Source organism: Microbacterium tumbae (genome assembly GCF_054780175.1).
On the sequence record NZ_BAAGWV010000001.1, the window covers coordinates 923,452 to 945,438 of the forward strand.

Genomic DNA, 21,987 nt, shown 5'->3' on the forward strand with positions numbered 1-21,987 from the left:
GCCGATACCGGCCGGGATCTCTCGTTCTCACCAGGAAACCGCGCGGCACGCGGCGACCACGAGGACGAAACTGATGATGAATCTCCTGATGCCCAGCGCTCTGCTCGGGCCGAACGAGTTCCTGTGCGCGGTCACCTATCTGCGCGTCTCCACCAAGGAGCAAGCCCACCGCGGCGGCCGCGAAGAGGGCTACTCGCTGCCCGACCAGCGCAAGGCCGTCAACCGGAAAGGTGAGGCACTAGGCGCGGTCGTCGTCGCGGAGTTCATCGAACCCGGCGAGTCCGGCAAGTCGCTGAAGAACCGCAAGGCGTTGCAGGAACTGCTCGCCTTCGTCGCCGAGCACAACATCACCTACTGCATCGTGCCCAAGGTCGACCGGCTCGCCCGGAACCGGTTGGACGACGCGCTCATCCACGCCGAGCTCGTCGCTCACGGCGTCACCCTCGTCTCCGCCGCCGAGCACATCGACGACACCCCGGCCGGGACGCTCAACCACGGGATCATGGCCGCGATCGCGGAGTTCTACTCCGCGAACCTCGCCACCGAAGTCACCAAGGGACTGCGCACCAAGGCGACCACCGGCGGCACGATCGGCAGAGCACCCATCGGCTACCGCAACATCCGCGTGCTGACCGAATCCGGCCACGAGCTGCGCACCGTCGAGTTCGACCCCGAACGCGCGCCGCTGATCAAGCTCGCGTTCGAGTCCTACGCCACCGGCGAGTGGACGCTGAACACGCTCCTTGACGAGCTGACCGTGCGCGGACTCACGTCGTCGCCGACCCCGAAGCGACCCGCCAAGCCGATCCACGTCTCGACGCTGCACCGCACGCTGCAGAACCCCTACTACAAGGGCGTCATCGTCTACGACGGACTCGAATACGACGCGGCCCACGAACCCCTCGTCCCCGCCGACGTGTGGGACCAGGTCCAGTCCGTGCTCCGCGCGAACAACCTCGCCGGCGACAAGACCCAAGCGCACGACCACTACCTCAAGGGGTCGCTCTACTGCGACAACTGCGACTCGCGGCTGCTGCTCACCCACGCCAAGAACAAGCGCGGCGTCGTTTACCCCTACTTCATCTGCGCCGGCCGTCACTCGAAACTCACCGACTGCCGACGCAAGGCCATGCACGTCGACCGGATCGAACAGCTCGTCATCGACCACTATGCGCGTGTCCAGCTCGACCCCGCCACGCTCGGCGCGCTCCAGGCGACGATCAGCGAGGAGTTCGCGGTCATCAACGCGCAAGCCAAGTACGAGGCCGAAGACCTGACCCGGCAACAGCGAGACCTACGCAATCAGCGCGACAAGCTCATGCAGGCTCACTACGCCGGGGCGGTGCCCCTCGATCAGCTCAAGACCGAGCAAGAGCGCATCACCGGACAGCTCGACTACATCACCGACAGGCTCGATGCCGCGAACGCGAACTACGCCGCCGCCCAAGCCGAGCTCGGCGACTGCCTCGACCTGCTCACCGACTGCCACACGGTCTACCAGCAGGCACCCGACACTGTCCGGCGCCTGTTCAACCAGGCACTCTTCGCTCGCATCTACATCACGAACACCGACGACGTCCGAACCGAGAAGGCTGGACCCTTCGCCGTGCTCCTCGACGAGGAAAACCAACGAAACGCCCGGCTCCAACAGCGCGACAGCGACCAGCCCGATGTTCAAACACCCGCCCACCTTCTGGCGGACGGGTGTTTGAACATGAAGCGTTGGGTGGAGCCTAGGAGATTCGAACTCCTGACATCCTGCTTGCAAAGCAGGCGCTCTACCAACTGAGCTAAGGCCCCGGGAAGGGTGTTCAGTTGGAGTGGGAGTGGGGCTACCAGGACTTGAACCTGGGACCTCTTCATTATCAGTGAAGCGCTCTAACCGCCTGAGCTATAGCCCCGTCAACCTCCAAGACTTTACCCGATCCGACGGGCGAAAAGCGAATCGAGGCTAACCCTCGGCGACCGCGGTCGCCATCCGGGATTCCACCCTCCACGAGGGCCGGTGCCCGGTGAGCGCCCAGGCCGCCTGCCGCGCCGCGCCGGCGGCGACGTACTCCCCCGGGCTGGGGATCTCGATGTCGCGCGCGAACATCCGCGCGGCGATGCGCGCCACGGCGTCGTTGCGCGCCGCGCCGCCGATCAGGAGCAGGCGCTCGGTCTCGAGGCCGCTCTCCTGGACCGCGGCGAGGCCGTCGACCAGGGAGCGCAGCATCCCCTCGATCGCCGCGCGCGCGAGATGCGTCCGCGTGGTGGTCTGCGGGGTCATCCCGTGCAGCGATGCCGTGGCATCGGGCAGATTCGGGGTGCGCTCGCCGATGAAGTACGGGACGAGGAGCAGTCCGTCGGCTCCGGCGGGCGCACGCAGCGCGAGCTCGCCCAGCTCCTCGTGCGTCACCGAGAGCAGTTCCGCGACGATGTCGAGGATGCGAGCGGCGTTCAGCGTCGTGACGATCGGCAGACGCCCTCCAGCCGCATCCGCGAATCCCGCGACCGTTCCGGACGGATCGGGACGGGACACGGCACTCACGCCGAAAACGGTCCCGCTCGTGCCCAGAGAGATCGCGACATCCCCCGTGCCCAGCCCCAGACCCAGCGCCGCCGCGGCGTTGTCCCCCGCTCCGACGCCGACAAGGAGGCCGCTCGGGACGAGCGCGTCGTCGGGAAGCGGTACCTCCTGCAGGATGCTGCCCACACGCTCTCCCGCGCCGAGGACGCGGGGCACGATCACGGCGGAATCGGGTCGGCCGGACCCACCCGCCTCGCGCAGCGGCCGCCCGAACGCCAGCGCGAACAGCTCGGCGTCGTACTGCCCGCTCTGCGGGTCCCAGTAACCGGTGCCCGAGGCATCCGAGGCATCCGTCGTGAGCGCCTCCAGATCGGGACCCTGCACGCTCTCCCCCGCAGGGCCATAGCCGCGCAGCCGCCAGGTGAGCCAGTCGTGAGGCAGCGCGACCGCCGCCGTGCGCGCCGCGCTCCCCGGTTCGTGCCGCGCGAGCCAGCGCAGCTTCGTCGCCGTGAACGAGGCCACCGGGACGATGCCGGTACGACGCGCCCAGACCTCGGCGCCGAGCTCGTCGACCAGGTCCGCCGCCGCCTGAGCGCTCCGGGTGTCGTTCCAGAGAAGGGCGGGCCGGATCACGCGTCCTTCCTCATCCAGCACGATCAGACCGTGCTGCTGCGCGGCGATCGAGACCGCCTCGACCCCGCCGAGTCCGCCGGCATCCGCGATCGCGGATCCCAGCGCCGCCCACCACGCCTCCGGATCGACCTCCGTGCCGTCCGGGTGGCTGCTCCGCCCCGATCGGACAAGGCGTCCGGTGTCCGCGTCGTGGATGACGACCTTGCAGGACTGCGTCGAGGAGTCGATCCCCGCGACGAGACGGGCGCTCACTTGCCGGCCCCTGCCGTGAGACCCGCGACCAGCTGACGACGGGCGAGCAGATAGAGCACGAGGATCGGCAGCGCGGACAGCACCACCGCTGCGAGCGTGGCGGGCACGTTGATGCTGAACTGGCCCTGGAAGTTCCACAGCGCCAACGGCAGCACGCGCTTGTCGTCGCTCTGCGTCAGCACGAGGGGGAGGAGGAAGCCGTTCCACACCTGGAGCGCGTCGTAGATGGCCACCGTCGCGATCGACGAGCGTGACAGCGGCACGACGAGGCGCCAGAAGGTGGCCCACTGCCCGGCGCCGTCCACCCGCATCGCCTCGAAGAGCTCCCCGGGGACGTCGCGGATGAAGTTGACGAGGATCAGCACCGTGATGGGGATCGCGAAGGCGATCGAGGGCAGGATGATCGCGGCCAGGGTGTCGTAGAGCCCCACGCGGCCCAGCACGAAGAACAGGGGCACGACCGTGGCCTGCAGCGGGATGGCCAGGCCGAGGAGGAACAGCGAGTATGTACTGCGCACGATCCAGCGCCGCGATCGGACGATCGCATAGGCCGCGAGGAGGCAGACCATCACGGTCACGGCCACGGTGACCACCGTGACGATCAGGCTGTTCGCGAAGTACCGCCCGAAGCCGCTGCCGAGCACCAGGCCGTAGCTGTCCAGGGTCGGATCCGCGGGGGGCAGCAGGGGGTTCCGGGTGTAGTAGGAGCCCTGATCGGTGATGCTGGTGATGACCACGTAGTAGACGGGCACCAGGATGACGACCAGCCAGATCCAGGCGGCTGCGCTGCCAAGGACGTTCGGGCGCGGCCTGCCGGTGCGCCGCACGGATCCGCTCCTCCCGATGCCGGCGGGGGCCGGGGCCGTCGTCTCGATCGTCGGCGCGGTCATCACGCACCCTCCTGTTCGCTGGTCATGCGGTTGAACCCGCTGAATCGAGTGAGGGCGAGGGCGATCGCCAGGCCGATGACGACGAGGATCACCGCCAGCACGCTCGCGTTCCCGAAGTCCCCGGCCGAGAACCCGGTGAGATACATGTCGATGGGGAGGATGCGCGTCGCGTATCCAGGGCCGCCCTGGGTGAGCACGTACACGATGTCGAAGTACGTCAGGGAGCCGACGATCATCAGCGTCGAGGAGGTGATGATCGTGTTCTTGAGCTGCGGGACCGTGACGCTGAAGAACTGCCGAATGCGACCGGCGCCGTCCAACTGGGACGCCTCGTACAGCGAGGACGGGATCTGCCGCGCCCCCGCCTGGTAGAGCAGCGCGTGGAAGGGGATGAACTGCCAGGCGATCACGAAGATGACCACGTACAGCGCCAGCGCGGGATTGCCGAGCCAGTCCTGCGACAGGAAGTCCAGCCCGAACGAGTTCCCGATGCCGTAGTTCGGGTCGAGCAGCGCCTTGAACGCGATGCCGATCGCCGCAGACGACAGGATGAGCGGCAGGAAGGACAGCGCGGCGAGGACCGCACGATGGCGCTGGCGTCCGGCGATGAACACTCCGATCAGGAGGCTCATCGGCGTCTGGATCAGCCACGACAGGACGATCACCTGGAACGTCAGCCACAGCGCCTGGTAGGTCAGCGGGTCGCCGAGGCTTTCGACCCAGTTGGAGACCCCGATGAAGACAGGAGCGGCGAGACCGTCCCAGCTCGTGAAGCTCAGGCCGAACGCGACGACCAGAGGGATGATCGCGAAGGCGAGGAACATCACGAGTGCGGGTGCGATGAACCAGCTGCTGGGAGCCGATCGATCGTGGACGGTCCCACCGTTCCGTTTCGTCATCGTGCTCTCGTCACTTCCCGATCGTCTTGTTCATGTTGTCCGCGAACTCCTGCGGCGTGACCGAGCCGTTGAACAGCAGGTCGAGCTGCGTCCAGAACTCCGTGGAGGCCGCCGGCGAGAGCGCGAGGTCCCAGGACTGCTGGAACGCGGGAGCATCCGTGATCATCTGCTCCACCTGCTGCGAGAAGTCGCCCTCCAGCTTGTCCGCGACGCCCTGGACCGGCGGGATCTGCCCCTGCGCGATCATGGTGTCCACGTAGGAGTCGTTCCAGACCTCGGTCGTGATGTAGTCCAGAGCGGCCTCGGCCTGCTCGTCGGAGGCCTTGGCCGAGATCGACCAGTAGACCGAGGGGTTGCCGGCGATGTTCTTCGGGTCGCCCTTCCCGCCTTCGACGGTCGGGAACGGAGCGACCTCGAGCTTCCCGTCCGACACGAACGCCGGATCGATCGACTCGATGCCGGAGTATGCCCACGTCCCCTGGAGGAGGAACGCCGCGCGTCCGGTGACCATCAGCGCCAGGTCGGCGTTGGTGTCGGCGGACACCGACGCGAACCCGTCGGCGAAGCCGCCGGCGTCGATGAGCTCCTGGATCATCGTGGTCGCCTCGATCACGGCAGGATCGGACCACGCCTCGGGCTCGTCGTCGAGGATCGCCTGGAAGACCTCGGGCCCGCCGATGCGGTCGACGAGGTACTCGATCCACATCAGATAGGGCCACTTGCTGCCGCCGCCGAGGGAGATCGGCGCGATGCCCGCGTCCCGCAGCGTGCTGACGTCGTCGAGAAGCTCATCCCAGGTGGCGGGCGCTTCGGCGATGCCGGCCTGCTCGAGCACGTCCTTGTTGACGTAGAGGACGACGGGCGCGGTCGAGCTGTTCGGGATCGCGTACGTCTTCCCGTCGATCTCGCCCGTCTCCGCGATCGACGGCACGATCTTGTCCATGAACTCCGTCTCGTCCGCCAGGTCGTCGGACAGATCGCGGAGGAGTCCGGCCTCGACGTAGGACTTCAGCGTTCCGCCGCCCCAGTTGTAGATGAGGGTGGGCGCCTGCGGGGAGTTGATCGCGGTGCGGATCTTGTCCTTGAAGTCGTTCGTGCCGAAGTACTCGGCGGAGATCGTCTGATCGGGGTTCGCCTCGTTCCAGCTCGCGATCGAGGGCTCGATGTTGGGCTGGTCCGCCGTGGTGCCCCAGGCGGTGACGCCCGAGCCCTGCTCGCCGGCGCCGCTGCACGCGGCGAGGCCGAGCGCGACCGTGGCGGTCAGCACGAGCGCTGCCGCTCGTCGCATCCCTCCCCCGCGCGCGATCGACGGCGACTTTGCGGTGATCTTCATTGCTGCTCCTTGGTGTCGATGAGGTGAATGCTGGATGGATGTCCGGATGCCGGACGATGACCGGTCGTCGCGAGAGGCGCGCCGGAGTGCGAAGGTCAGGGGATGACGACGGCCTTGAGGGTCGCGGGCAGACGCGCCGCCTCGAGGGCGGCCTCGACCTCGTCGAGTCCGAAGCGACCGGTCACGAGCGCATCCACGTCGACCAGCCCGGAGGAGATGAGGGTGATCGCGGTCGGCCACGTGTTCGCATAGCGGAACACGCCCGTCACCTCGAGCTCTCGTCCCTGAATGCGCGCGACGGGGAGGGACACGTCGTCCGCGCCCATCCCGACGAGCACGACGCGGCCGGCGGGTCGGACGGCGTGGATGCCGGCCCGGATCGCCGCCTCCGCGCCGGAGGCGTCGATGAACGCGTCGACCTCGAGGCTCCGTGCGGCGATGTCGGTCGAGATCGGGTCGATCGCCTCGGTGGCGCCGAAGCGCATGACGGTCTCCCGGCGCTCCGCCACGGGATCACTGACGATGATCCTGGTGGCCCCGAATGCCCGCGCCACCTGCGCGATGACGATTCCGATGGGGCCGGCGCCGGCGATCAGGACGGACCCGCCCGGCCCGATGCCAGCCTTGCGGACGGCCCAGATCCCCACGCTGAGCGGTTCGCAGAGCGCTGCAGCTTCGATGGACATGGAGTCCGGGATCGGATGCGCGTAGTCCGCCTGGATCGCGGCGTACTCGGCGAAGGCCCCATCGATCGGAGGAGTCGCATAGAACTCCATGTCCGGACAGAGGTTGTACCGGCCGCTCTTGCACTGATCGCAGCGTCGGCACGCCCGCTGCGGCTCGATCGAGACGCGCTCGCCGACCCGGGAGGCGGGCACCGCCGCGCCCACCGCCACGACGGTGCCGGCGGACTCATGCCCCAGGATCATCGGCTCCTCCACGACGAAGGATCCGATCCTCCCCTCGTGGAAGTAGTGGACATCGGAGCCGCAGACTCCGACCGCCTCCACCCGGACGAGAACCTGGTCGTCCTGCAGGGTGGGCACGGCGACTCTCTCCGTGCGCACGTCGCCTGCGGCATGCAGCACACTGGCCCGCATCATCGGATCGGCCATCGCGTTCATGGGAACCTTCCTGCCGCGTCCTCGCGGTGTCCTTCAGGGCGAGAATACTCGCGTGAAAAGTGGTAACGGTTCCAACTTTGCGTACGAATCGGTCGTTTGTCAACTCCAGCTCTTTGTTTCACTGGATCGTTTGACAGCCTCCAGACGTCCCGTCTATCTTTTGTTTGGAAACGTATCCAAATTGATTCTCTGAAGGAGCCGCCGTGATCGCTCGACGATGCGCCGCCTCCGCCCGTCGGACATCGGCCGAGTCCGGCATCCGCGAGTATCGACATAGCCGTCGACCGGCGATGGCCTCACGGGCAGGAGAATGCAGATGAGCGATCGGAACCCTGTTCCGCACGTCACCATGAAGGATGTCGCCGCCACCGCCGGCGTCGGCATCGGAACCGTCTCCCGGGTGTTCTCGAACGTCGGATCCGTCTCCCCCAGGACCCGTGCGCTCGTCGAGGAGGCTGCGAAGCGACTCGGCTATCGCCCGAGTGCTCTCGGACGCGACCTCAAACGCCGATCGACGAACAACATCGGCCTGATCGTCACGGACATCTCCAACAACTTCTACGGCGAGTTCGCGCAGGGCGTGCTCGCCGGCGCGAAGGAGCTCGGCTGGCATGTGATCCTCTGCGCGAGCGGCGAGGATCCCGCCACCGAACGCGAGTACATCGATCTGCTGGTCGAGCAGCGCGTCGGCGGGATCATCGCCTTCCCGACCGGGGAGAACATCGACGCCTGGCGGGATGCGCGCCGGCTCGGGATCAACGTGCTGTTCGCGGACCGGGAGATCGAGCAGCTCGGATTCCCCTCCATCCTGGTGGACAACCTCACCGGTGCACGGCGCCTGACCGAGTACCTTCTCGCTCTCGGTCACGAACGCATCGGATACCTGGGCGGGCCGGTGCATCTGACCACGGGAGGCATGCGGGAGAAGGGGTTCCGCATCGCGCACGCCGACGCGGGGGCGACGATCGACGAGGATCTGATCGTCCGGACCCGCTTCACCCGGGACACCGCCTATGCCAGCGCCATACGCCTGCTCGAGTCGCGGCGCCCGCCGACCGCCCTGTTCGCCGCCAACAACATCCTCGGCGAGGCGGCGCTCAATGCAATCCGCGATCACGGGCTCGCGATCCCCGGCGACATCTCCGTGGTGATGTTCGACGACGCGCCCTGGGCTCGACTGGTGGATCCGCCGGTGACCACCGCGGCGCAGCCGACGTGGAGCATGGGGCAGTCCGCCCTGCGCCTCGTGCTCGCCATGGATGAGGACACCCGGTCCCAGACTCTCCCGGTCGAGATCATGATCCGCCGCAGCGCTGCGGCGAGGAACGTATAGGCCCCCGGCCCTCCGCGGCAGCATCCGACGCTGCCCTCCGCAGACCCCACCGCGGTGGGAGAAAGAGTGAATCAATGGAACGCGGCGTCTACTTCGACGGGTGGTACCCGAACGAGCACTGCTACCACCCCAGCCTGCCTCCGCGACGCCTGACGATGGCGGACGACATCGTCGAGATGGGGGGAACCATCCTGGTGTGGGCCGGCCTCGGCGGAGGGGTCATCAGCCTCCCCTATCTCGAGGACGAGGCCTTCGGCCGCATCCCGCAGCGCTTCCGCCAGCACGGCTACGTCAACGAATCCGAGTTCATCGCCTACACGAAGCAGCGGGGCATCGATCTGTTCGGGATCGTCTTCGAGGCCCAGGCATGGGAGTTCCCCGCGGAGGTCGCCGACGGCGAGGTGCTCGCGCAGAACCAGCTCCGCGGCGCCGCGTCCCCCACCACCATCGGCCTGCGGGAGTTCTCCACCGACACCGGCCCCGCGGACTGGAAGCCGTTCCGGCACTACTTCCCCGACGGCCTGGTCAACAGCGACGGCGAGCAGGTCACCGATCTCTGGGAAGAGGTCGTCTCCCGCGATCTCGAGGGCCGCCCGCTGCACGCCCACTGGGTCGAGGTGGACGGCAAGGGCCAGTCCTGCTATCTGGCCGACCGCAACAATCCGGTCTGGCGGGAGTATCTCAAGGCGATCGTGCGGATCCAGATCGACGCGGGCGCGCCGGGCGTTCAGCTCGACGAGACCGACGTCCCCTTGCTCTCGCTCCGCTACGGCGGATGCTTCTGCAAGGACTGCATGAAGGGATTCCGGAGCTTCCTGCAGGGGCTTCCCGCGGTTCCGGCCGAGCTGACGGGCATCGACCTCGCCTCCTTCGACTACCGGACATGGCTTCTGGACCAGGGCTTCCGCGCGGGGACGGCGCCCCAGCGGCTGCCGCTCTACCCCGAGTACTGCCGCTTCCTGCAGACGTCGATCACCGAGACGTTCGAGGAGATCGCATCGTATGTGAAGGAGTACGCCGCCTCCCAGGGCAAGGAGGTCCGCGTCGCGGGCAATTTCTACGACTGCGCCCCCTTCTACGAGGCGATGGTCGAGCACGTCGACGTCCTGGTGACCGAGATGCGCGAGACAAAGTACCAGCAGCCCTGGTACTTCCGTCACGGCGTCGGTATGGCGAAGGGCCGTCCGCTCGTCGCGGTCGAGAACCCGTACGGCGGCATCACCGAGGAGCTCCTCGGGCGCATCCGCCGCGGCCGCGGGTACGACCTCTTCCGGCTGTCGATCTTCGAGGCCAGCGCGATGGGCGCCAACATGTCCCTGCCCTACGGATCCTGGCTCGGCACCGAGGTGAAGGACTCCTACTGGGTCCCCAAGGAGCTGGCGGTGGAGACCGGCCAGTTCCTCGTGTCCATCGACGACGTCACCTCCCAGAGATCGGCGCACAGCACCGCGGTCGTCTATTCGATCGCCAGCGTGATGCGCGACATGATGGACTCCGACATGTTCAGCGACGACGGCCGCTGGTTCGAGCCCGTCGTCGCGCAGGACGCCCGGCCCGCCTCCTACTGGGAGACCATCGAGGGCCTCAGCAGGTCCGGACGCACCTTCGACACCATCATCCTGCCCGACGACGGCCTCCGTACGGACGACATCTCCGCGGCCAGCTTCGCCTCGTACTCGACCGTGGTCGTGCCGGACGCCTGGAACGTCAGCCGACGTCAGCACGACGCCCTCGTGGAGTATCTCGCCGGCGGCGGAACGGTCGTCGTCAACGGCGCATACGGCACCGAGCTTCCGGAGGGCGTCGCGGACGAGCTCCTGACGCACGAGCGGACCCGGCGTACCGACGGCGTCGCGTCGATACCCGCCTACGTCCCCCGAGACGTCGAGGGCGACTTCGATGCGAGCATGGCGACCAGCGTGCATCGGCTGGAGGACGGCAGCATCTCGGTTCACGTCGTGAACTTCGCGTACGACGAGGATGCCGATGCCGTGGTACCCCGCGAGGGATTCGCCCTCGGCATCCATGTCGAGCAGCACGTGAGCATCGCCACGGTCTATCGCCCCGGCGAGAGCACCGTGACCGTCCCCGTGCGGTACGAGGACGGCGTGGCCCACGTCGTCGTCGATCGGATCGATCTGTACGCGGTGGTGCATCTTGGCTGAGGCCTCCATGGACCATGCGGTCGTCGCCCCCGACGCTCCTCTTCTTCTCGACGCGAACCAGCCGCTCGAGCGGCCGTACCGCGGCGGCGCGGGCATCGCCCGGTTCCGCGGGACATCGCAGCCCGGCGAGTACGCGCCCGAGGACTTCGTCGGCTCGATCACCGAGGTGCACGGCGGAGGACACGGTCTCACCCGGCTGCCGGACGGACGGCTGCTGCGGGATGCCATCGCCGCCGATCCGATCGGGTTCCTCGGCGAGGATCACACCCGCCGGCACGGTGCGAACACACTCCTGCTCGTGAAGCTGCTCGACACTGCCGAACGACTGTTCGTGCACTTCCACCCGGACGACCGGTTCGCGTCGACGGTGCTGCACGAGCCGCGCGGCAAGACCGAGGCGTGGGCGATCGTCGACGTCGAGGACGGCGTCGACGGCTATGCGGCCGTCGGCTTCTCCCGGCCGGTCTCGCCGATCGAGGTCGGCCGATGGTTCGACGGCCAGGACGTGCCCGACATGCTCGGCGCCATGCACCGGGTGCCCCTGCAGGCGGGCAGCACGCTGCTCGTCCCCGCCGGCATCCCGCATTCGATCGGACCGGGGATCACCCTCGTCGAGCTGCAGCAGCCCGCCGACCTCTCGATCCTACTCGAGTACCGGGGATATCGGGGTCTGGATGCGACCTCCGCCCTCATGGGCCTGAACCTCGACGAGGCGATCGACGCGCTGGACCGCCACGCGTGGTCGGCCGAGGAGATCGCATCGCTCATGACCGCCCCGCGTCTGGACGACTCCGGTCGCGAATGGCTGTTCCCCGAGCAGGCCGATCCCTTCTTCCGTGCGGAGCGGATCGTGGCGGGCGATCGCCGGGAGCTCGAGGCCGCCTTCTCCCTCCTCGTCGTCCTCCGTGGAGAGGGCGCCCTCGAGTGGGCGGGGGGACGCCAGGAAGTGCGCCGAGGCGACACCGTCCTGGTGCCGCACGGCGCCGGTCCCGTCTCGCTCTCCGGGAGCTTCGAGGCGCTCCGCGCCCTTCCGCCGGCGTGAGGGGCTCCCCCCTGCGGGCCGAAGACGCTCAGTCTCCGGCCCGCAGGGTCGCGGAACCCGCCGACACGGTCGCCTCGATGACGTGTCGGGAGTCGCTGGAGGTCTGCAGCCCGTTGTCGAGCGAGCCCGCGCTGACCTCCTGCCGCACGTCGTAGACCTCATCGGGGAGCGTCAGCTCCAGCGAGCCCGCACTGACCTCGAACGTCACCAGGTCGGGCGCGGAGTTGGCGAACTCCGCGGTCAGCCGGCCCGCCGAGATCGTGAGATCCGCCTCGCGCACGGCGAACAGGTCCAGATCCGCCCGTCCGGCGTTGATCTCCGCGTCCACGGATTCCGCCGATCCCTCCAGGGAGAGCGCGCCCGCCCCGACGATGACGTCCACCTCGCCGAACGTGCCCGTCACGTCCAGGCTTCCCGCGTTCAGGTCGATGTCGGCGTCGATGCCCTGAAGGCTCTGCGGAAGCGTCAGCACGACGCGCTCCTCGTCGCCGAACCAGCCGCCGAACCACCAGCCGAAGCCGCGGTTCGGGCTGTTCACGACGAGCTCCTCGCCCTCGCGCTCGAGACTCCACGAACCGCTCCGTCCGCCCTGCACCGCCAGCTCCGCCTGGACGACGTCGGCGAACTCTACCGTGACGTCGCTCGCGTCGACGTCGAGGACCAGGCCGCGGATACCGTCGACGCCGAGGCTCGTCCGCGAATCGTTCTGCGACAGCTGACCGGCGGCGGCGAACGCGGCTGTCGTTCCCGAGACCGCCAGGGCCACCCCGCCGATCGCGGCGAGGACGATCCCGATGGGGCGCCCCGCCCCGGCACCGCGGACGGGTCCCGTCGGGTCAGCGGAAGCGACGACGGGCGGCGAAGGCGCAGCGGGCGGCGGGCCCAGCGGGACGTCGTGTCCTCCGGTGTTCTCGGTGCTCATCGCGTGACTCCTGTCTGTTCGGCGGCGGGACCGCCGGTGTTCTCGATGTGGGCGAGCGCGGCGAGCACCCGCCGGTTCCCCGACTCGTCCGGCTCGAGTCCGAGCTTCTGGAAGATCGAGGTGATGTGCTTCTCGACGCTCGCCTCGGAGAGGAAGAGCAGTCCGGCGATCGCCTGGTTCGACTTGCCCTCGGCGATGAGCGAGAGGACGGTGCGCTCCCGCTCCGTGAGGCGGAGCATCCGGTCGTCCTTGTTGCGCCGCGTCAGCAGCTGCGCGACCACCTCGGGGTCGAGCACGGTCGCACCGCCCGCGATGCGCTGCACCGACTCGACGAACTCCGAGACATCCGCGACCCGATCCTTCAGCAGGTACCCGAGCGGGCCGCCCTGCGCCGCGATCAGATCGCTGGCGTAGCGCTCTTCCACGTACTGCGACAGCACGAGGATCGGCAGCTGCGGGTGGGCGGCTCTGATCCGAAGCGCCGCCCTGATCCCCTCGTCCGTGAAGGTCGGAGGCAGCCGCACGTCCAGGATGCAGAGCTCCGGCCTCTCCTCGGCGATCGCGGTGTCCAGCCCGTCGGTGTCCGCAAGCGCAGCGACCACCTCGTGACCGGCATCGTCCAGAAGCCGGACCAGACCCTCGCGGAGCAGGACCGAGTCCTCGCAGATCAGGATGCGCATGGCACGCTCACCTCCAGGCTCGTCGGACCGCCCTGCGGGCTGTCGAGACGGAACGTGCCGCCTGCGGCGAGCACGCGGTTCGAGATCCCATCGAGTCCGCCGCCGGGCTGCACCTGGGCGCCGCCCATGCCGTTGTCCTCGACCCTCGCCCACAGCACCCCGTTCTCGCGTCGACGCACGATCACGCGGCAGTCGCTCGCACGGGAGTGCTTGGCGGCGTTGGTCAGAGACTCTGCGATCGCGAAGTACACGGCGGCCTCGGCGTCTCTGCTGCATCGTCCATCCATGCGGACGTCGAGATGCACGGGGATATGCGAGCGGCCGGCGAGCGCGGACAGCGCGGCGTCGAGCCCCCTGTCATCCAGAACCGAGGCGTGGATGCCGCGGGCGAGCTGGCGCAGCTCCGTGATCGCCGCCTTCGTGGACGTGTGCGCCTCGGAGATGAGCGCTTTCGCGGCGGCCGGATCGTCGTCGATCTTCTGCTGCGCGAGGCCCAGCGTCATCCCGACGGAGACGAGCCGGGGCTGCACACCGTCGTGGAGGTCGCGCTCGATGCGGGTGCGCTCGACGTCCGCGGCCCGCACCGCTCCCTCCCGCTGGGCGCTCGTGGTGCGCACCTGCTCGGTGAGCTCGGCCTCGCGGCTGGGCACGATCAGCGCCTTGGCGATGACCCGGTGCAGGAGCGCGAGCCCGACGATGGATCCCGCGGAGGCCAGGATGCCGAGCAGGCCGATGACCGGTCCCCACATCGCATCCACGCCTTCGCCGAACGGGCCGAGGACGGTCTCCACCGGGGACAGCGGTGCGAAGGAGATGACCGCCGACCAGATCACCGCCCAGAAGAGCCGGATGACGACGGCGCCGAAGATGCACGCGATCGCGAAGTTCACCAGCGCCCGCCACATCGCTCCGTCGATCGCCTGGCGTCCGACCGATCGGAGCCATCCGCCGAAGCCGGGACGTGCGCGCGCCCGCCACCGCAGCGGGGCCAGGTCGAGACGGTAGAGCCCGCTGATGCGCTGCTGCTCGAACCAGCCGACTCCGTACATCGCGTACACGAGGCCGACGAGGAAGACGAGGCCGAGACCGAAGACGAACAGCAGTCCGAGGCCGGCGCCGAAGAGTCCGCTCAGGACGCCGACGACCCCGCCGCCGAGGACGCCGAGCGCGGCGAGCTGAAGGATCGTGAGGAACAGCCGCACGGGCGGGCGCTGCGTGCCCCCTGCTCCGGCAGAGGCAGTCTGATTCGTCATGCCCCCACGCTACGGCGGCGGCCATCCGCAGGACACCGTGTCATCCGGACGACCGGCTTCGGGTTTTCCCTACCCCGGCGCCTCACGGAACGGTGTCGAACTCGTCTGGCAACGTCCGGCCGGATCCTGTTCGGTCAGAAAACCGAGGAACCATGCGGCTCTCGGCGATCCGTTCGCGGCGTGAATCAACGCCCGATCTGAATCGTTTGTGGGCAAATTGTGGCACGGCTACGGCGCTCCGCAGCACTACCCGCCCGGGACCTCGATCATCATGTCGACCGCTTCGACGAGGCCGTATCGATCTCGCAGGATGTTGAGGATCTCGTCTACCCCGAGTTCTGGCCCGTGGCGACCCGTCCGTCTCGAGATCTCGCGTACAGCGACCATAGCCTGGGCAGGATTGAGCGCCACCGTGTTCTTCGCGAAGTCCCGCGCTCTGAGGATTTGGATGCCGGGTGGAACGTTGCCGAGCGGGAAGTCCTTGACGTTCTCTGTCACGATCGCTCCCGCGCTCGCGATGACCGCCGCGGCGACGACGTGCTCATCTTCGGGATCCGGCAATCCGAACGTGCCCTCTAACGGCTCCCAACCGAAGACCTCCGCGTCAGCGAACTCCCGACGCATAGCGGCGACGAGGCCTGCGGCACGCGTGGCAGCATCTACTTCCGATGACCCGCGTTTGACGAGCTTGGCCGCTTCATGGAACTCGAGCTCTTCAAGGATCACTGAGCTCCATGTCGGGCGATAGGCACCCTCGATTGCCAGTGACAACAGGAAGTCCCGCTGCAGACTCGGCCACAGCACGTTGGTGTCGAGCGTCGCCGTGAACACGAGTTCATGATGGCATGACGAGGAGGCTCAGCTCCGGGCGGCTCGCCTAGCAGCGACGGCCTTCCTCGCGACTTTAAGGTCTTCAAGCGTCTGTGCCACGTTGTCCTCGCCGACCGCGTCGCGTGTAGCGGCCAGCATGTCGTACTGACTCGCACGCTTGCGCTCCCGATAGTCGAGCAGATCTGCGAGCAGCACCCGGCGGTGCGTGCCCGCTCGCTCGAATGGCACCTGTCCGTCGTCCAGGAGCTTGACTACGGTGGGCCGACTCACGTTCAACAAGTCAGCCGCCTGCTGTGTGGTCAGACGCGTCGTCTGCGGCACGACAGAGACCGCCAACCCGCTCCGCATGGCGTCCACCACCTTCCGCAACGCCAGGTAGACCTCCTCAGGCAGCTCGACCTGATCGCCGGGCGTTGTTCCAGCGAGAAAATAGCGGGGCTCCCGAGGAACCCGGCCGGCCGCCTCATGGGCGGCGAGGAAATCGAGGATGGGCGCAAGCTCGTCACCGGGACTCGGCAAGTAAGTCGCTTCGGCAGTCGCGGCGGGGGACATGGAAATCACCTCAATAGGTCAAACGCAAACCATTTTCGTTTGTTTCGTTTAGGATACCACGGCGAGATTTCTTCACCTCACGGCCGTCTCACGGGAAGCCACACGGCATCCGCCTGAGCTCACGCATTGTCGAGTTGACTCGCGCGTCTCGCGTTCGTACGAGCGATGATCTCGTCGGTCACGGAGGATCTCGCGGGGTCATCATCGAGATGCACGAGCCTCAACTCAGGGTCGGCTTGGTCGCCCGTTCCTGCCGATGCGCGGGCCTTCATCAGTGGAAGTGCACCGATGTCCATCGCGGACTTGACCAGCTCATGGAACGTCTCCGAGTGTGCTTCCGGGAGGTATCCCGCAACGGTGCGTTCGCGACCCACGAGGAGATCAACGCGTACCGCGTGGGAGATGAGGGGGTTGAGAGGTTCGGCGACCAGCAGGGCCATCAGCTCCCCGTCCTCGTCCTCCCGCCACGCACGGAGTGCGTCCCGCACCTGCGCTTGATATTCGCTGGTCCGAGCGACGTGCATGTCGGCGCCACCGGTTAGGCCCATCGCCTGCGTTGGCACGATGGGCGCGTATGCCCAACCGCCCAGAGGCGCCATGGGTTCACCCTGGAACTCGAACGCGTCGATCCGTGCGTCAGTCTCCACATCGCTCGTAGGAACGGTGGCAACGGCATGAGCGGCGGCGAACGCGTCCCAGATCTCGCTGGATATCCGACCACGCACACCTACGGTGAACCCATTGGCGAGTGCCCAGGTTCGCACGACGCTCGGCGAGGTCCCGCCAGCCGGGCTTTCTCCATTGGGCTCTGGCTTCACCGACGCGACGGCGGGCCGGGGTCCCGTGGCAACGCGTGGGCGGTCCTCGGCGAGAGTTGCTGGTTGAAGATGTTCGAGCAGGATTGCGAAGGTGTCGGGATGAACGATTCGAGTTCCGACTTCTCGCGCCTTGGCGAGCTTGGTGCCAGCCATCGTCCCATCGGTGACCAGCATCGACGTGAACCGGGAGACGTTGTTCATGACCCGAACGCCGAGTTCGGAAGCGCGTCTTTCCAGCCGCTCTCGCTGTCGGTCGTCGCACCCCGTAAAGGCGACCTTGTCGCCGACATGTAGGGGAACCCCGAGATTCCAGTCGTCGGGGAGCGATCTCAGACCCGCACTCATTCGCGCAGTGCGCGCCGCGACTGCATGGGCGATCAGCCCATTTACGGTTTCGCGGGGCACGTCGAGCGCGTCACAGAGGGTGTGCAGCTCTTCGCGTTCGGCCGGGGAGATATGACCGTCGTCGACGGCCTTGTGCGCGAGCGCAAGGATGAACGCCCGATGTGCGGCGTGGAGGTCGACGTCGTCGAGATCATAGACACCGATCAGTTCGCCCAAATCGCCCGCTTCTTCGTCACTGATGTGGCCATCCTCGAGCGCGTCGAGGAGCGTTTCGAGATACGCAAGAGTGCCTTCCGGTGCTCCCTCTTCTAGGGCCTCGAATAGGCTGACGTCGGTCAGCTGCCGAAGAAGTAGCGGCTGCTTCGGTCTGGCCGGCGTGATCCGCTTCGGACGATCCCGTGATTCATCCGAGGGGTCCGAGAATGCGGTGCGGGGTGCGCGCGAAGGTGCCTGAGGCCAGCGGGCATTGCGAGCGTCGCTGCGAAGGGCGTCCAGGGCATGATTCTGATGGCGCTGCGCCCGGGTGAGGTAGTAGCGAAGAAGTCCGGCCGTCGCACGAGCGTCCCCCAGCGCGGAGTGGGCATTCTCGAGGGGGACGCCCGCCGCCCAACAGCAATCCACTAGCCGACGCCGATCCAGATCAGGAAGATACTCGCGACTGCGGTCCAGCGTGCAGAACGCTGGAAGCCATGGTGCATCCCACCCAGCGCGCTGGAACTCTGCTCGCAAGAAGGCGAGGTCAAACTTCGCATTGTGCGCCGCGATCGGAACACCAGCGATGAACGAAATGAGTTGCGGCGCAATATCCCGAAAAAAGGGGGCGTCTGCGACATCGGCCTCGGTGATTCCATGGATATGCGTCGCACCGACCGGACCCTCAGGATTGAACCGCGTCGACCACTCGTCGAGTACGTTGCCGTCGCTGTCGATACGTACCACCGCGAGTTCGACGACGCGGTCGCGGCGCGGCGAGAGCCCGGTCGTCTCCACATCGACAATGGCAAATTGTGGCATGCGGCGGTGGGGCGGGGTCGCCGGGCGCGCGGGCGCGGCTGTCCGAGTCGCAGGTGCATCCTGCTTGCCCAACAGCCAGTCAAACAACCCCATATGTCCTGATCCGATCCCGATCGAGTTCCGTCCAAAGACAGGGACCCGAAGTCGACCGGGCCCAGCTCGCATCCTGCCCGATGCCAGCGACACTCGGCGTTCTTCCCGGGCCCACATAACCACTCGTGCGGCGTCCGCGATCCTCGGCGCCCGCCGGATAGCTGCCGATTCAGTGGTCGATGCTCCGCGGAGTGCCGTGTCGTGGAATAGCGACCGAGCGCAGCGGGCGGCGGCGCGTTGCGCCTTCCGGGCCGCTGTTCTGCAGGAGTTCGACACCCCCGGACGCACGAGCAGACGCCAAGCAGACGCCGGTCAGGGCTCGCGCGAGCCGTCAGTTCGAGGTGAAGCCGACGAGGATGCCGCCGGTGACCTTGACCGCGAGGTTGTAGATGCCTGCCACCACCGCGCCGAGCACGGTGAAGACGATGAGGTTGAGGATCGACACCACGGCGGCGAAGGCCATGACCTGCGGGAGGCCGACGGTGTCGGCCAGCGAGAAGCTGCCGTCGGTGAAGCCCGAGACGACCTCGTCGGCCTGGGCCAGCACGCCGGTCGCCTGCAGCACCATGTAGACGAGGAAGAACGACACCATCGTCACGATGGCGAGGGCGATGGAGCCCAGGAACGACAGCTTCACCGCCGACCAGAAGTCGACGTAGACGAGGCGCAGGCGGACCTGCTTGCCGCCGGTCTTGCGCGTGGACTTCTTCGCCAGCTTGTCGGCTACGGTGCTCATGCGTCTTCCTCGGGGGTCTGGGTGGTCTCGGAGGCGTCGGTGTCTTCCTCATCCGCTTCCTCGGAGAGGCCCCGCTCTCCGTTGCGGGCGATGGCCAGGATTCGATCGTCCTCAGACGTCCTCGCGAACACCACTCCCATGGTGTCGCGGCCCTTCGCCGGGACCTCGGCCACGGCAGAGCGTACCACCTTGCCGCTGGACAGAACCACCAAGACCTCGTCGTCCTCGCCGACGATCAGACCGCCCGCGAGCGTGCCCCGATCGTCGTTGAGCTTGGCGACCTTGATGCCGAATCCGCCGCGTCCCTGGACGCGATACTCCTCGACCGCTGTGCGCTTCGCGTAGCCTCCGTCGGTCACGACGAACACGAACCGGCCGGCGGCCGCGACGGATGCCGAGAGGAGGTTGTCGCCCTCCCGGAACTTCATCCCGCGCACGCCGGCGGTGGCGCGGCCCATCGGGCGCAGCGCATCGTCGTTCGCCTGGAAGCGCACCGACATGCCCTTGCGGCTGATGAGGAGGATGTCGTCCTCGGCCCCGGCGAGCAGGGCGCTCACGAGCTCGTCGCCGTCGTTCAGACGGATCGCGATCACGCCGCCCTGGCGGTTGGTGTCGTACTCGCTCAGACGCGTCTTCTTCACCAGGCCCTCGCGGGTCGCGAGGACGAGGTAGTCCGCCACCCGGTAGTCGCGGATGTCGAGCACCTGCGCGATGCCCTCGTCGGGCTGGAGCGCGAGGAGGTTGGCGACATGCGTGCCCTTGGCGTCGCGGCCGGCCTCTGGAATCTCGTATGTCTTGGTGCGGTAGACGCGACCCTTGTCCGTGAAGAACAGCAGCCAATGATGCGTCGTCGTCACGAAGAAGTGCTCGACGATGTCGTCGGCGCGCAGCTGTGCGCCCTTGACCCCCTTGCCGCCGCGGTGCTGCGAACGGTAGTTGTCGCTGCGTGTGCGCTTGATGTAGCCGTCGCGGGTGACGGTGACGACCATCTCCTCCTCCGCGATGAGATCCTCCATCGACACGTCGCCGTCGAAGCCGTAGAGGATCTGCGTGCGGCGCTCGTCGCCGAAGCGCTCGACGATCTCGCCGAGCTCGTCGCGGATGATCCCGCGCTGACGCTCGGGACTGGCGAGGATCTCGTTGTAGTCGGCGATGAGGATCTCGAGGTTCTCGGCCTCCTCCAGGATCTTCTGGCGCTCGAGGGCGGCGAGACGGCGCAGCTGGAGATCGAGGATGGCCTGGGCCTGGTCGAAGTCGACGCCGAGCAGCCCCTGCAGGCCCTCGTTCGCCTCCTGCGCGGAAGGAGAACGGCGGATGAGCGCGATGACCTCGTCGAGCGCATCCAGCGCCTTGAGGTATCCGCGCAGGATGTGCATTCGCGCCTCCGCCTTGCGCAGCCGGAAGGCCGTACGGCGGACGATCACGTCGATCTGATGATCGATCCAGTTCGTGATGAAGCCGTCGATCGCGAGGGTGCGCGGCACGCCGTCGACGATCGCGAGCATGTTCGCGCCGAAGTTGTCCTGCAGCTGGGTGTGCTTGTACAGGTTGTTCAGCACGACCTTCGCGACGGCGTCGCGCTTGAGCACGACGACGAGCCGCTGGCCGGTGCGATCGCTCGTCTCGTCGCGGATGTCCGCGATGCCGGTGATCTTGCCCTCGCGGACCAGGTCTCCGATCTTCACCGCGAGGTTGTCCGGGTTCACCTGGTAGGGCAGCTCGGTGATCACGAGGCAGGTGCGGCCCTGGATCTCCTCGACGCCGACGACCGCACGCATCGTGATCGAGCCTCGGCCGGTGCGGTACGCCTCGTGGATCCCCTTGGTCCCGAGGATCTGAGCTCCGGTGGGGAAGTCGGGACCGGGGATATGCCGGATGAGTCCCTCGACGAGCTCCTCGCGGGACAGGTCGGGGTTGTCCATCGCCCAGAGCGCGGCGACGGCGACCTCGCGGAGGTTGTGCGGCGGGATGTTCGTCGCCATGCCGACCGCGATGCCGACCGATCCGTTGACGAGCAGGTTGGGGAAGCGCGACGGGAGGACCGTCGGCTCCTGGGTCTGACCGTCGTAGTTCGGCTGGAAGTCGACGGTCTCCTCTTCGATGTCGCGCACCATCTCGAGCGCGAGCGGAGCCATCTTCGTCTCGGTGTAGCGCGGAGCGGCTGCGCCCATGTTGCCCGGCGAACCGAAGTTGCCCTGTCCGAGAGCGAGGGGATAGCGCAGCGCCCACGGCTGGACGAGACGGACGAGGGTATCGTAGATCGCCGAGTCGCCGTGCGGGTGGTACTGCCCCATGACCTCGCCGACCACGCGAGCGCATTTCGAGTACGACTTGTCCGGTCGGAAGCCGCCGTCGTACATGCCGTAGATCACGCGGCGGTGCACCGGCTTCAGACCGTCGCGCACATCCGGGAGCGCACGGCCGACGATGACGGCCATCGCGTAGTCGAGGTAGCTGCGCTGCATCTCCGACTGGAGGTCGACCTGATCGATCCGGCCGTGCTCATGGGCCTCGGTGATGTCGGGGCGTTCTTCGTCAGTCATGTCGTCTGTCTTTCAGTTCC

The 21,987-nt window shown here is 67.5% G+C and carries 17 protein-coding genes, 2 tRNA genes and 1 pseudogene; 4 read left to right on the forward strand and 16 right to left on the reverse strand.

Annotation, left to right across the window (positions count from 1 at the left end; genetic code table 11):
* Nucleotides 1-88: 88 nt before the first annotated feature.
* Nucleotides 89-1,111: pseudogene (locus ACYVGQ_RS04250) on the forward strand (recombinase family protein); the annotation flags it as partial.
* A gap of 183 nt (nucleotides 1,112-1,294) precedes the next feature.
* Here ACYVGQ_RS04250 and ACYVGQ_RS04255 read toward each other — a convergent pair.
* The 8 genes from ACYVGQ_RS04255 to ACYVGQ_RS04290 form a co-directional block, all read right to left on the reverse strand.
* Nucleotides 1,295-1,678, reverse strand: a complete 384-nt coding sequence (locus ACYVGQ_RS04255; RefSeq protein ID WP_460783287.1) for a hypothetical protein — start codon at nucleotides 1,676-1,678, stop codon at nucleotides 1,295-1,297.
* Nucleotides 1,679-1,727: 49 nt separating this feature from the next.
* Nucleotides 1,728-1,800: transfer RNA gene (locus ACYVGQ_RS04260), tRNA-Ala, on the reverse strand.
* 27 nt (nucleotides 1,801-1,827) lie between these two features.
* Nucleotides 1,828-1,901, reverse strand: a tRNA-Ile gene (locus ACYVGQ_RS04265).
* A gap of 50 nt (nucleotides 1,902-1,951) precedes the next feature.
* On the reverse strand, nucleotides 1,952-3,394 hold the full coding sequence (xylB, locus tag ACYVGQ_RS04270; RefSeq protein WP_460783288.1) for a xylulokinase: 1,443 nt from the start codon (nucleotides 3,392-3,394) through the stop codon (nucleotides 1,952-1,954).
* Nucleotides 3,391-4,284 carry a carbohydrate ABC transporter permease gene (locus ACYVGQ_RS04275; protein ID WP_460783289.1) on the reverse strand — a complete coding sequence of 298 codons (894 nt, stop codon included), beginning with the start codon at nucleotides 4,282-4,284 and terminating at the stop codon, nucleotides 3,391-3,393. Before ACYVGQ_RS04275 ends, xylB begins: the two co-directional genes overlap by 4 nt.
* Nucleotides 4,284-5,183 (reverse strand): carbohydrate ABC transporter permease, encoded by a 900-nt coding sequence (locus ACYVGQ_RS04280; protein WP_460783290.1) that lies wholly within the window; start codon nucleotides 5,181-5,183, stop codon nucleotides 4,284-4,286. The genes ACYVGQ_RS04275 and ACYVGQ_RS04280 overlap by 1 nt, the downstream gene beginning before the upstream one ends.
* 10 nt (nucleotides 5,184-5,193) lie before the next feature.
* Nucleotides 5,194-6,516: an ABC transporter substrate-binding protein gene (locus tag ACYVGQ_RS04285; RefSeq protein ID WP_460783291.1), complete on the reverse strand. Its 1,323-nt coding sequence runs from the start codon at nucleotides 6,514-6,516 to the stop codon at nucleotides 5,194-5,196.
* A 95-nt stretch (nucleotides 6,517-6,611) separates the two neighbouring features.
* Nucleotides 6,612-7,640 (reverse strand): NAD(P)-dependent alcohol dehydrogenase, encoded by a 1,029-nt coding sequence (locus tag ACYVGQ_RS04290; protein WP_460783292.1) that lies wholly within the window; start codon nucleotides 7,638-7,640, stop codon nucleotides 6,612-6,614.
* A 316-nt stretch (nucleotides 7,641-7,956) separates the two neighbouring features.
* On the opposite strand from ACYVGQ_RS04290, the gene ACYVGQ_RS04295 reads away from it, so the two are divergent.
* The 3 genes from ACYVGQ_RS04295 (at nucleotide 7,957) to ACYVGQ_RS04305 (ending at nucleotide 12,180) form a co-directional block, all read left to right on the forward strand.
* Entirely contained in the window at nucleotides 7,957-8,973 is a 1,017-nt protein-coding gene (locus ACYVGQ_RS04295) for a LacI family DNA-binding transcriptional regulator (RefSeq protein WP_460783293.1), read from the forward strand.
* Nucleotides 8,974-9,047: 74 nt separating this feature from the next.
* Nucleotides 9,048-11,138 carry a hypothetical protein gene (locus ACYVGQ_RS04300; RefSeq protein ID WP_460783294.1) on the forward strand — a complete coding sequence of 697 codons (2,091 nt, stop codon included), beginning with the start codon at nucleotides 9,048-9,050 and terminating at the stop codon, nucleotides 11,136-11,138.
* A complete protein-coding gene (locus tag ACYVGQ_RS04305; RefSeq protein ID WP_460783295.1) occupies nucleotides 11,131-12,180 on the forward strand; it encodes a class I mannose-6-phosphate isomerase in 1,050 nt (349 codons plus the stop codon). Before ACYVGQ_RS04300 ends, ACYVGQ_RS04305 begins: the two co-directional genes overlap by 8 nt.
* 28 nt (nucleotides 12,181-12,208) lie before the next feature.
* On the opposite strand, the gene ACYVGQ_RS04310 is transcribed toward ACYVGQ_RS04305, so the two are convergent.
* The 8 genes from ACYVGQ_RS04310 to gyrA all read right to left on the reverse strand — a co-directional run bounded on the left by ACYVGQ_RS04310 (nucleotide 12,209) and on the right by gyrA (nucleotide 21,967).
* Nucleotides 12,209-13,102, reverse strand: a complete 894-nt coding sequence (locus ACYVGQ_RS04310) for a DUF4097 family beta strand repeat-containing protein (RefSeq protein ID WP_460783296.1) — start codon at nucleotides 13,100-13,102, stop codon at nucleotides 12,209-12,211.
* On the reverse strand, nucleotides 13,099-13,782 hold the full coding sequence (locus ACYVGQ_RS04315) for a LuxR C-terminal-related transcriptional regulator (RefSeq protein ID WP_460783297.1): 684 nt from the start codon (nucleotides 13,780-13,782) through the stop codon (nucleotides 13,099-13,101). The genes ACYVGQ_RS04310 and ACYVGQ_RS04315 overlap by 4 nt, the downstream gene beginning before the upstream one ends.
* The gene (locus ACYVGQ_RS04320; RefSeq protein WP_460783298.1) at nucleotides 13,770-15,035 is read right to left on the reverse strand and encodes a sensor histidine kinase; all 1,266 of its coding nucleotides are present in this window, start codon (nucleotides 15,033-15,035) and stop codon (nucleotides 13,770-13,772) included. The genes ACYVGQ_RS04315 and ACYVGQ_RS04320 overlap by 13 nt, the downstream gene beginning before the upstream one ends.
* Nucleotides 15,036-15,281: 246 nt before the next feature.
* Entirely contained in the window at nucleotides 15,282-15,866 is a 585-nt protein-coding gene (locus ACYVGQ_RS04325) for a PIN domain-containing protein (RefSeq protein ID WP_460783299.1), read from the reverse strand.
* 27 nt (nucleotides 15,867-15,893) lie between these two features.
* Nucleotides 15,894-16,418 (reverse strand): helix-turn-helix domain-containing protein, encoded by a 525-nt coding sequence (locus ACYVGQ_RS04330; RefSeq protein WP_460783300.1) that lies wholly within the window; start codon nucleotides 16,416-16,418, stop codon nucleotides 15,894-15,896.
* A 119-nt stretch (nucleotides 16,419-16,537) separates the two neighbouring features.
* On the reverse strand, nucleotides 16,538-18,682 hold the full coding sequence (locus ACYVGQ_RS04335; protein ID WP_460783301.1) for an exonuclease domain-containing protein: 2,145 nt from the start codon (nucleotides 18,680-18,682) through the stop codon (nucleotides 16,538-16,540).
* A 337-nt stretch (nucleotides 18,683-19,019) separates the two neighbouring features.
* Entirely contained in the window at nucleotides 19,020-19,424 is a 405-nt protein-coding gene (locus ACYVGQ_RS04340; RefSeq protein ID WP_460783302.1) for a DUF3566 domain-containing protein, read from the reverse strand.
* Nucleotides 19,421-21,967 (reverse strand): DNA gyrase subunit A, encoded by a 2,547-nt coding sequence (gyrA, locus tag ACYVGQ_RS04345; RefSeq protein ID WP_460783303.1) that lies wholly within the window; start codon nucleotides 21,965-21,967, stop codon nucleotides 19,421-19,423. Before gyrA ends, ACYVGQ_RS04340 begins: the two co-directional genes overlap by 4 nt.
* Between the last annotated feature and the right edge of the window lie 20 nt (nucleotides 21,968-21,987).

Excerpts from the sequence above, each read along its gene's own strand:
- ACYVGQ_RS04275 (WP_460783289.1), bottom strand. The coding sequence starts at position 4,284 with ATGACCGCGCCGACGATCGAGACGACGGCCCCGGCCCCCGCCGGCATC.
- ACYVGQ_RS04280 (WP_460783290.1), bottom strand. The coding sequence starts at position 5,183 with ATGACGAAACGGAACGGTGGGACCGTCCACGATCGATCGGCTCCCAGC.
- ACYVGQ_RS04285 (WP_460783291.1), bottom strand. The coding sequence starts at position 6,516 with ATGAAGATCACCGCAAAGTCGCCGTCGATCGCGCGCGGGGGAGGGATG.
- ACYVGQ_RS04290 (WP_460783292.1), bottom strand. The coding sequence starts at position 7,640 with ATGAACGCGATGGCCGATCCGATGATGCGGGCCAGTGTGCTGCATGCC.
- ACYVGQ_RS04295 (WP_460783293.1), top strand. The coding sequence starts at position 7,957 with ATGAGCGATCGGAACCCTGTTCCGCACGTCACCATGAAGGATGTCGCC.
- ACYVGQ_RS04300 (WP_460783294.1), top strand. The coding sequence starts at position 9,048 with ATGGAACGCGGCGTCTACTTCGACGGGTGGTACCCGAACGAGCACTGC.
- ACYVGQ_RS04310 (WP_460783296.1), bottom strand. The coding sequence starts at position 13,102 with ATGAGCACCGAGAACACCGGAGGACACGACGTCCCGCTGGGCCCGCCG.
- ACYVGQ_RS04315 (WP_460783297.1), bottom strand. The coding sequence starts at position 13,782 with ATGCGCATCCTGATCTGCGAGGACTCGGTCCTGCTCCGCGAGGGTCTG.
- ACYVGQ_RS04320 (WP_460783298.1), bottom strand. The coding sequence starts at position 15,035 with ATGACGAATCAGACTGCCTCTGCCGGAGCAGGGGGCACGCAGCGCCCG.
- ACYVGQ_RS04330 (WP_460783300.1), bottom strand. The coding sequence starts at position 16,418 with ATGTCCCCCGCCGCGACTGCCGAAGCGACTTACTTGCCGAGTCCCGGT.
- ACYVGQ_RS04340 (WP_460783302.1), bottom strand. The coding sequence starts at position 19,424 with ATGAGCACCGTAGCCGACAAGCTGGCGAAGAAGTCCACGCGCAAGACC.
- gyrA (WP_460783303.1), bottom strand. The coding sequence starts at position 21,967 with ATGACTGACGAAGAACGCCCCGACATCACCGAGGCCCATGAGCACGGC.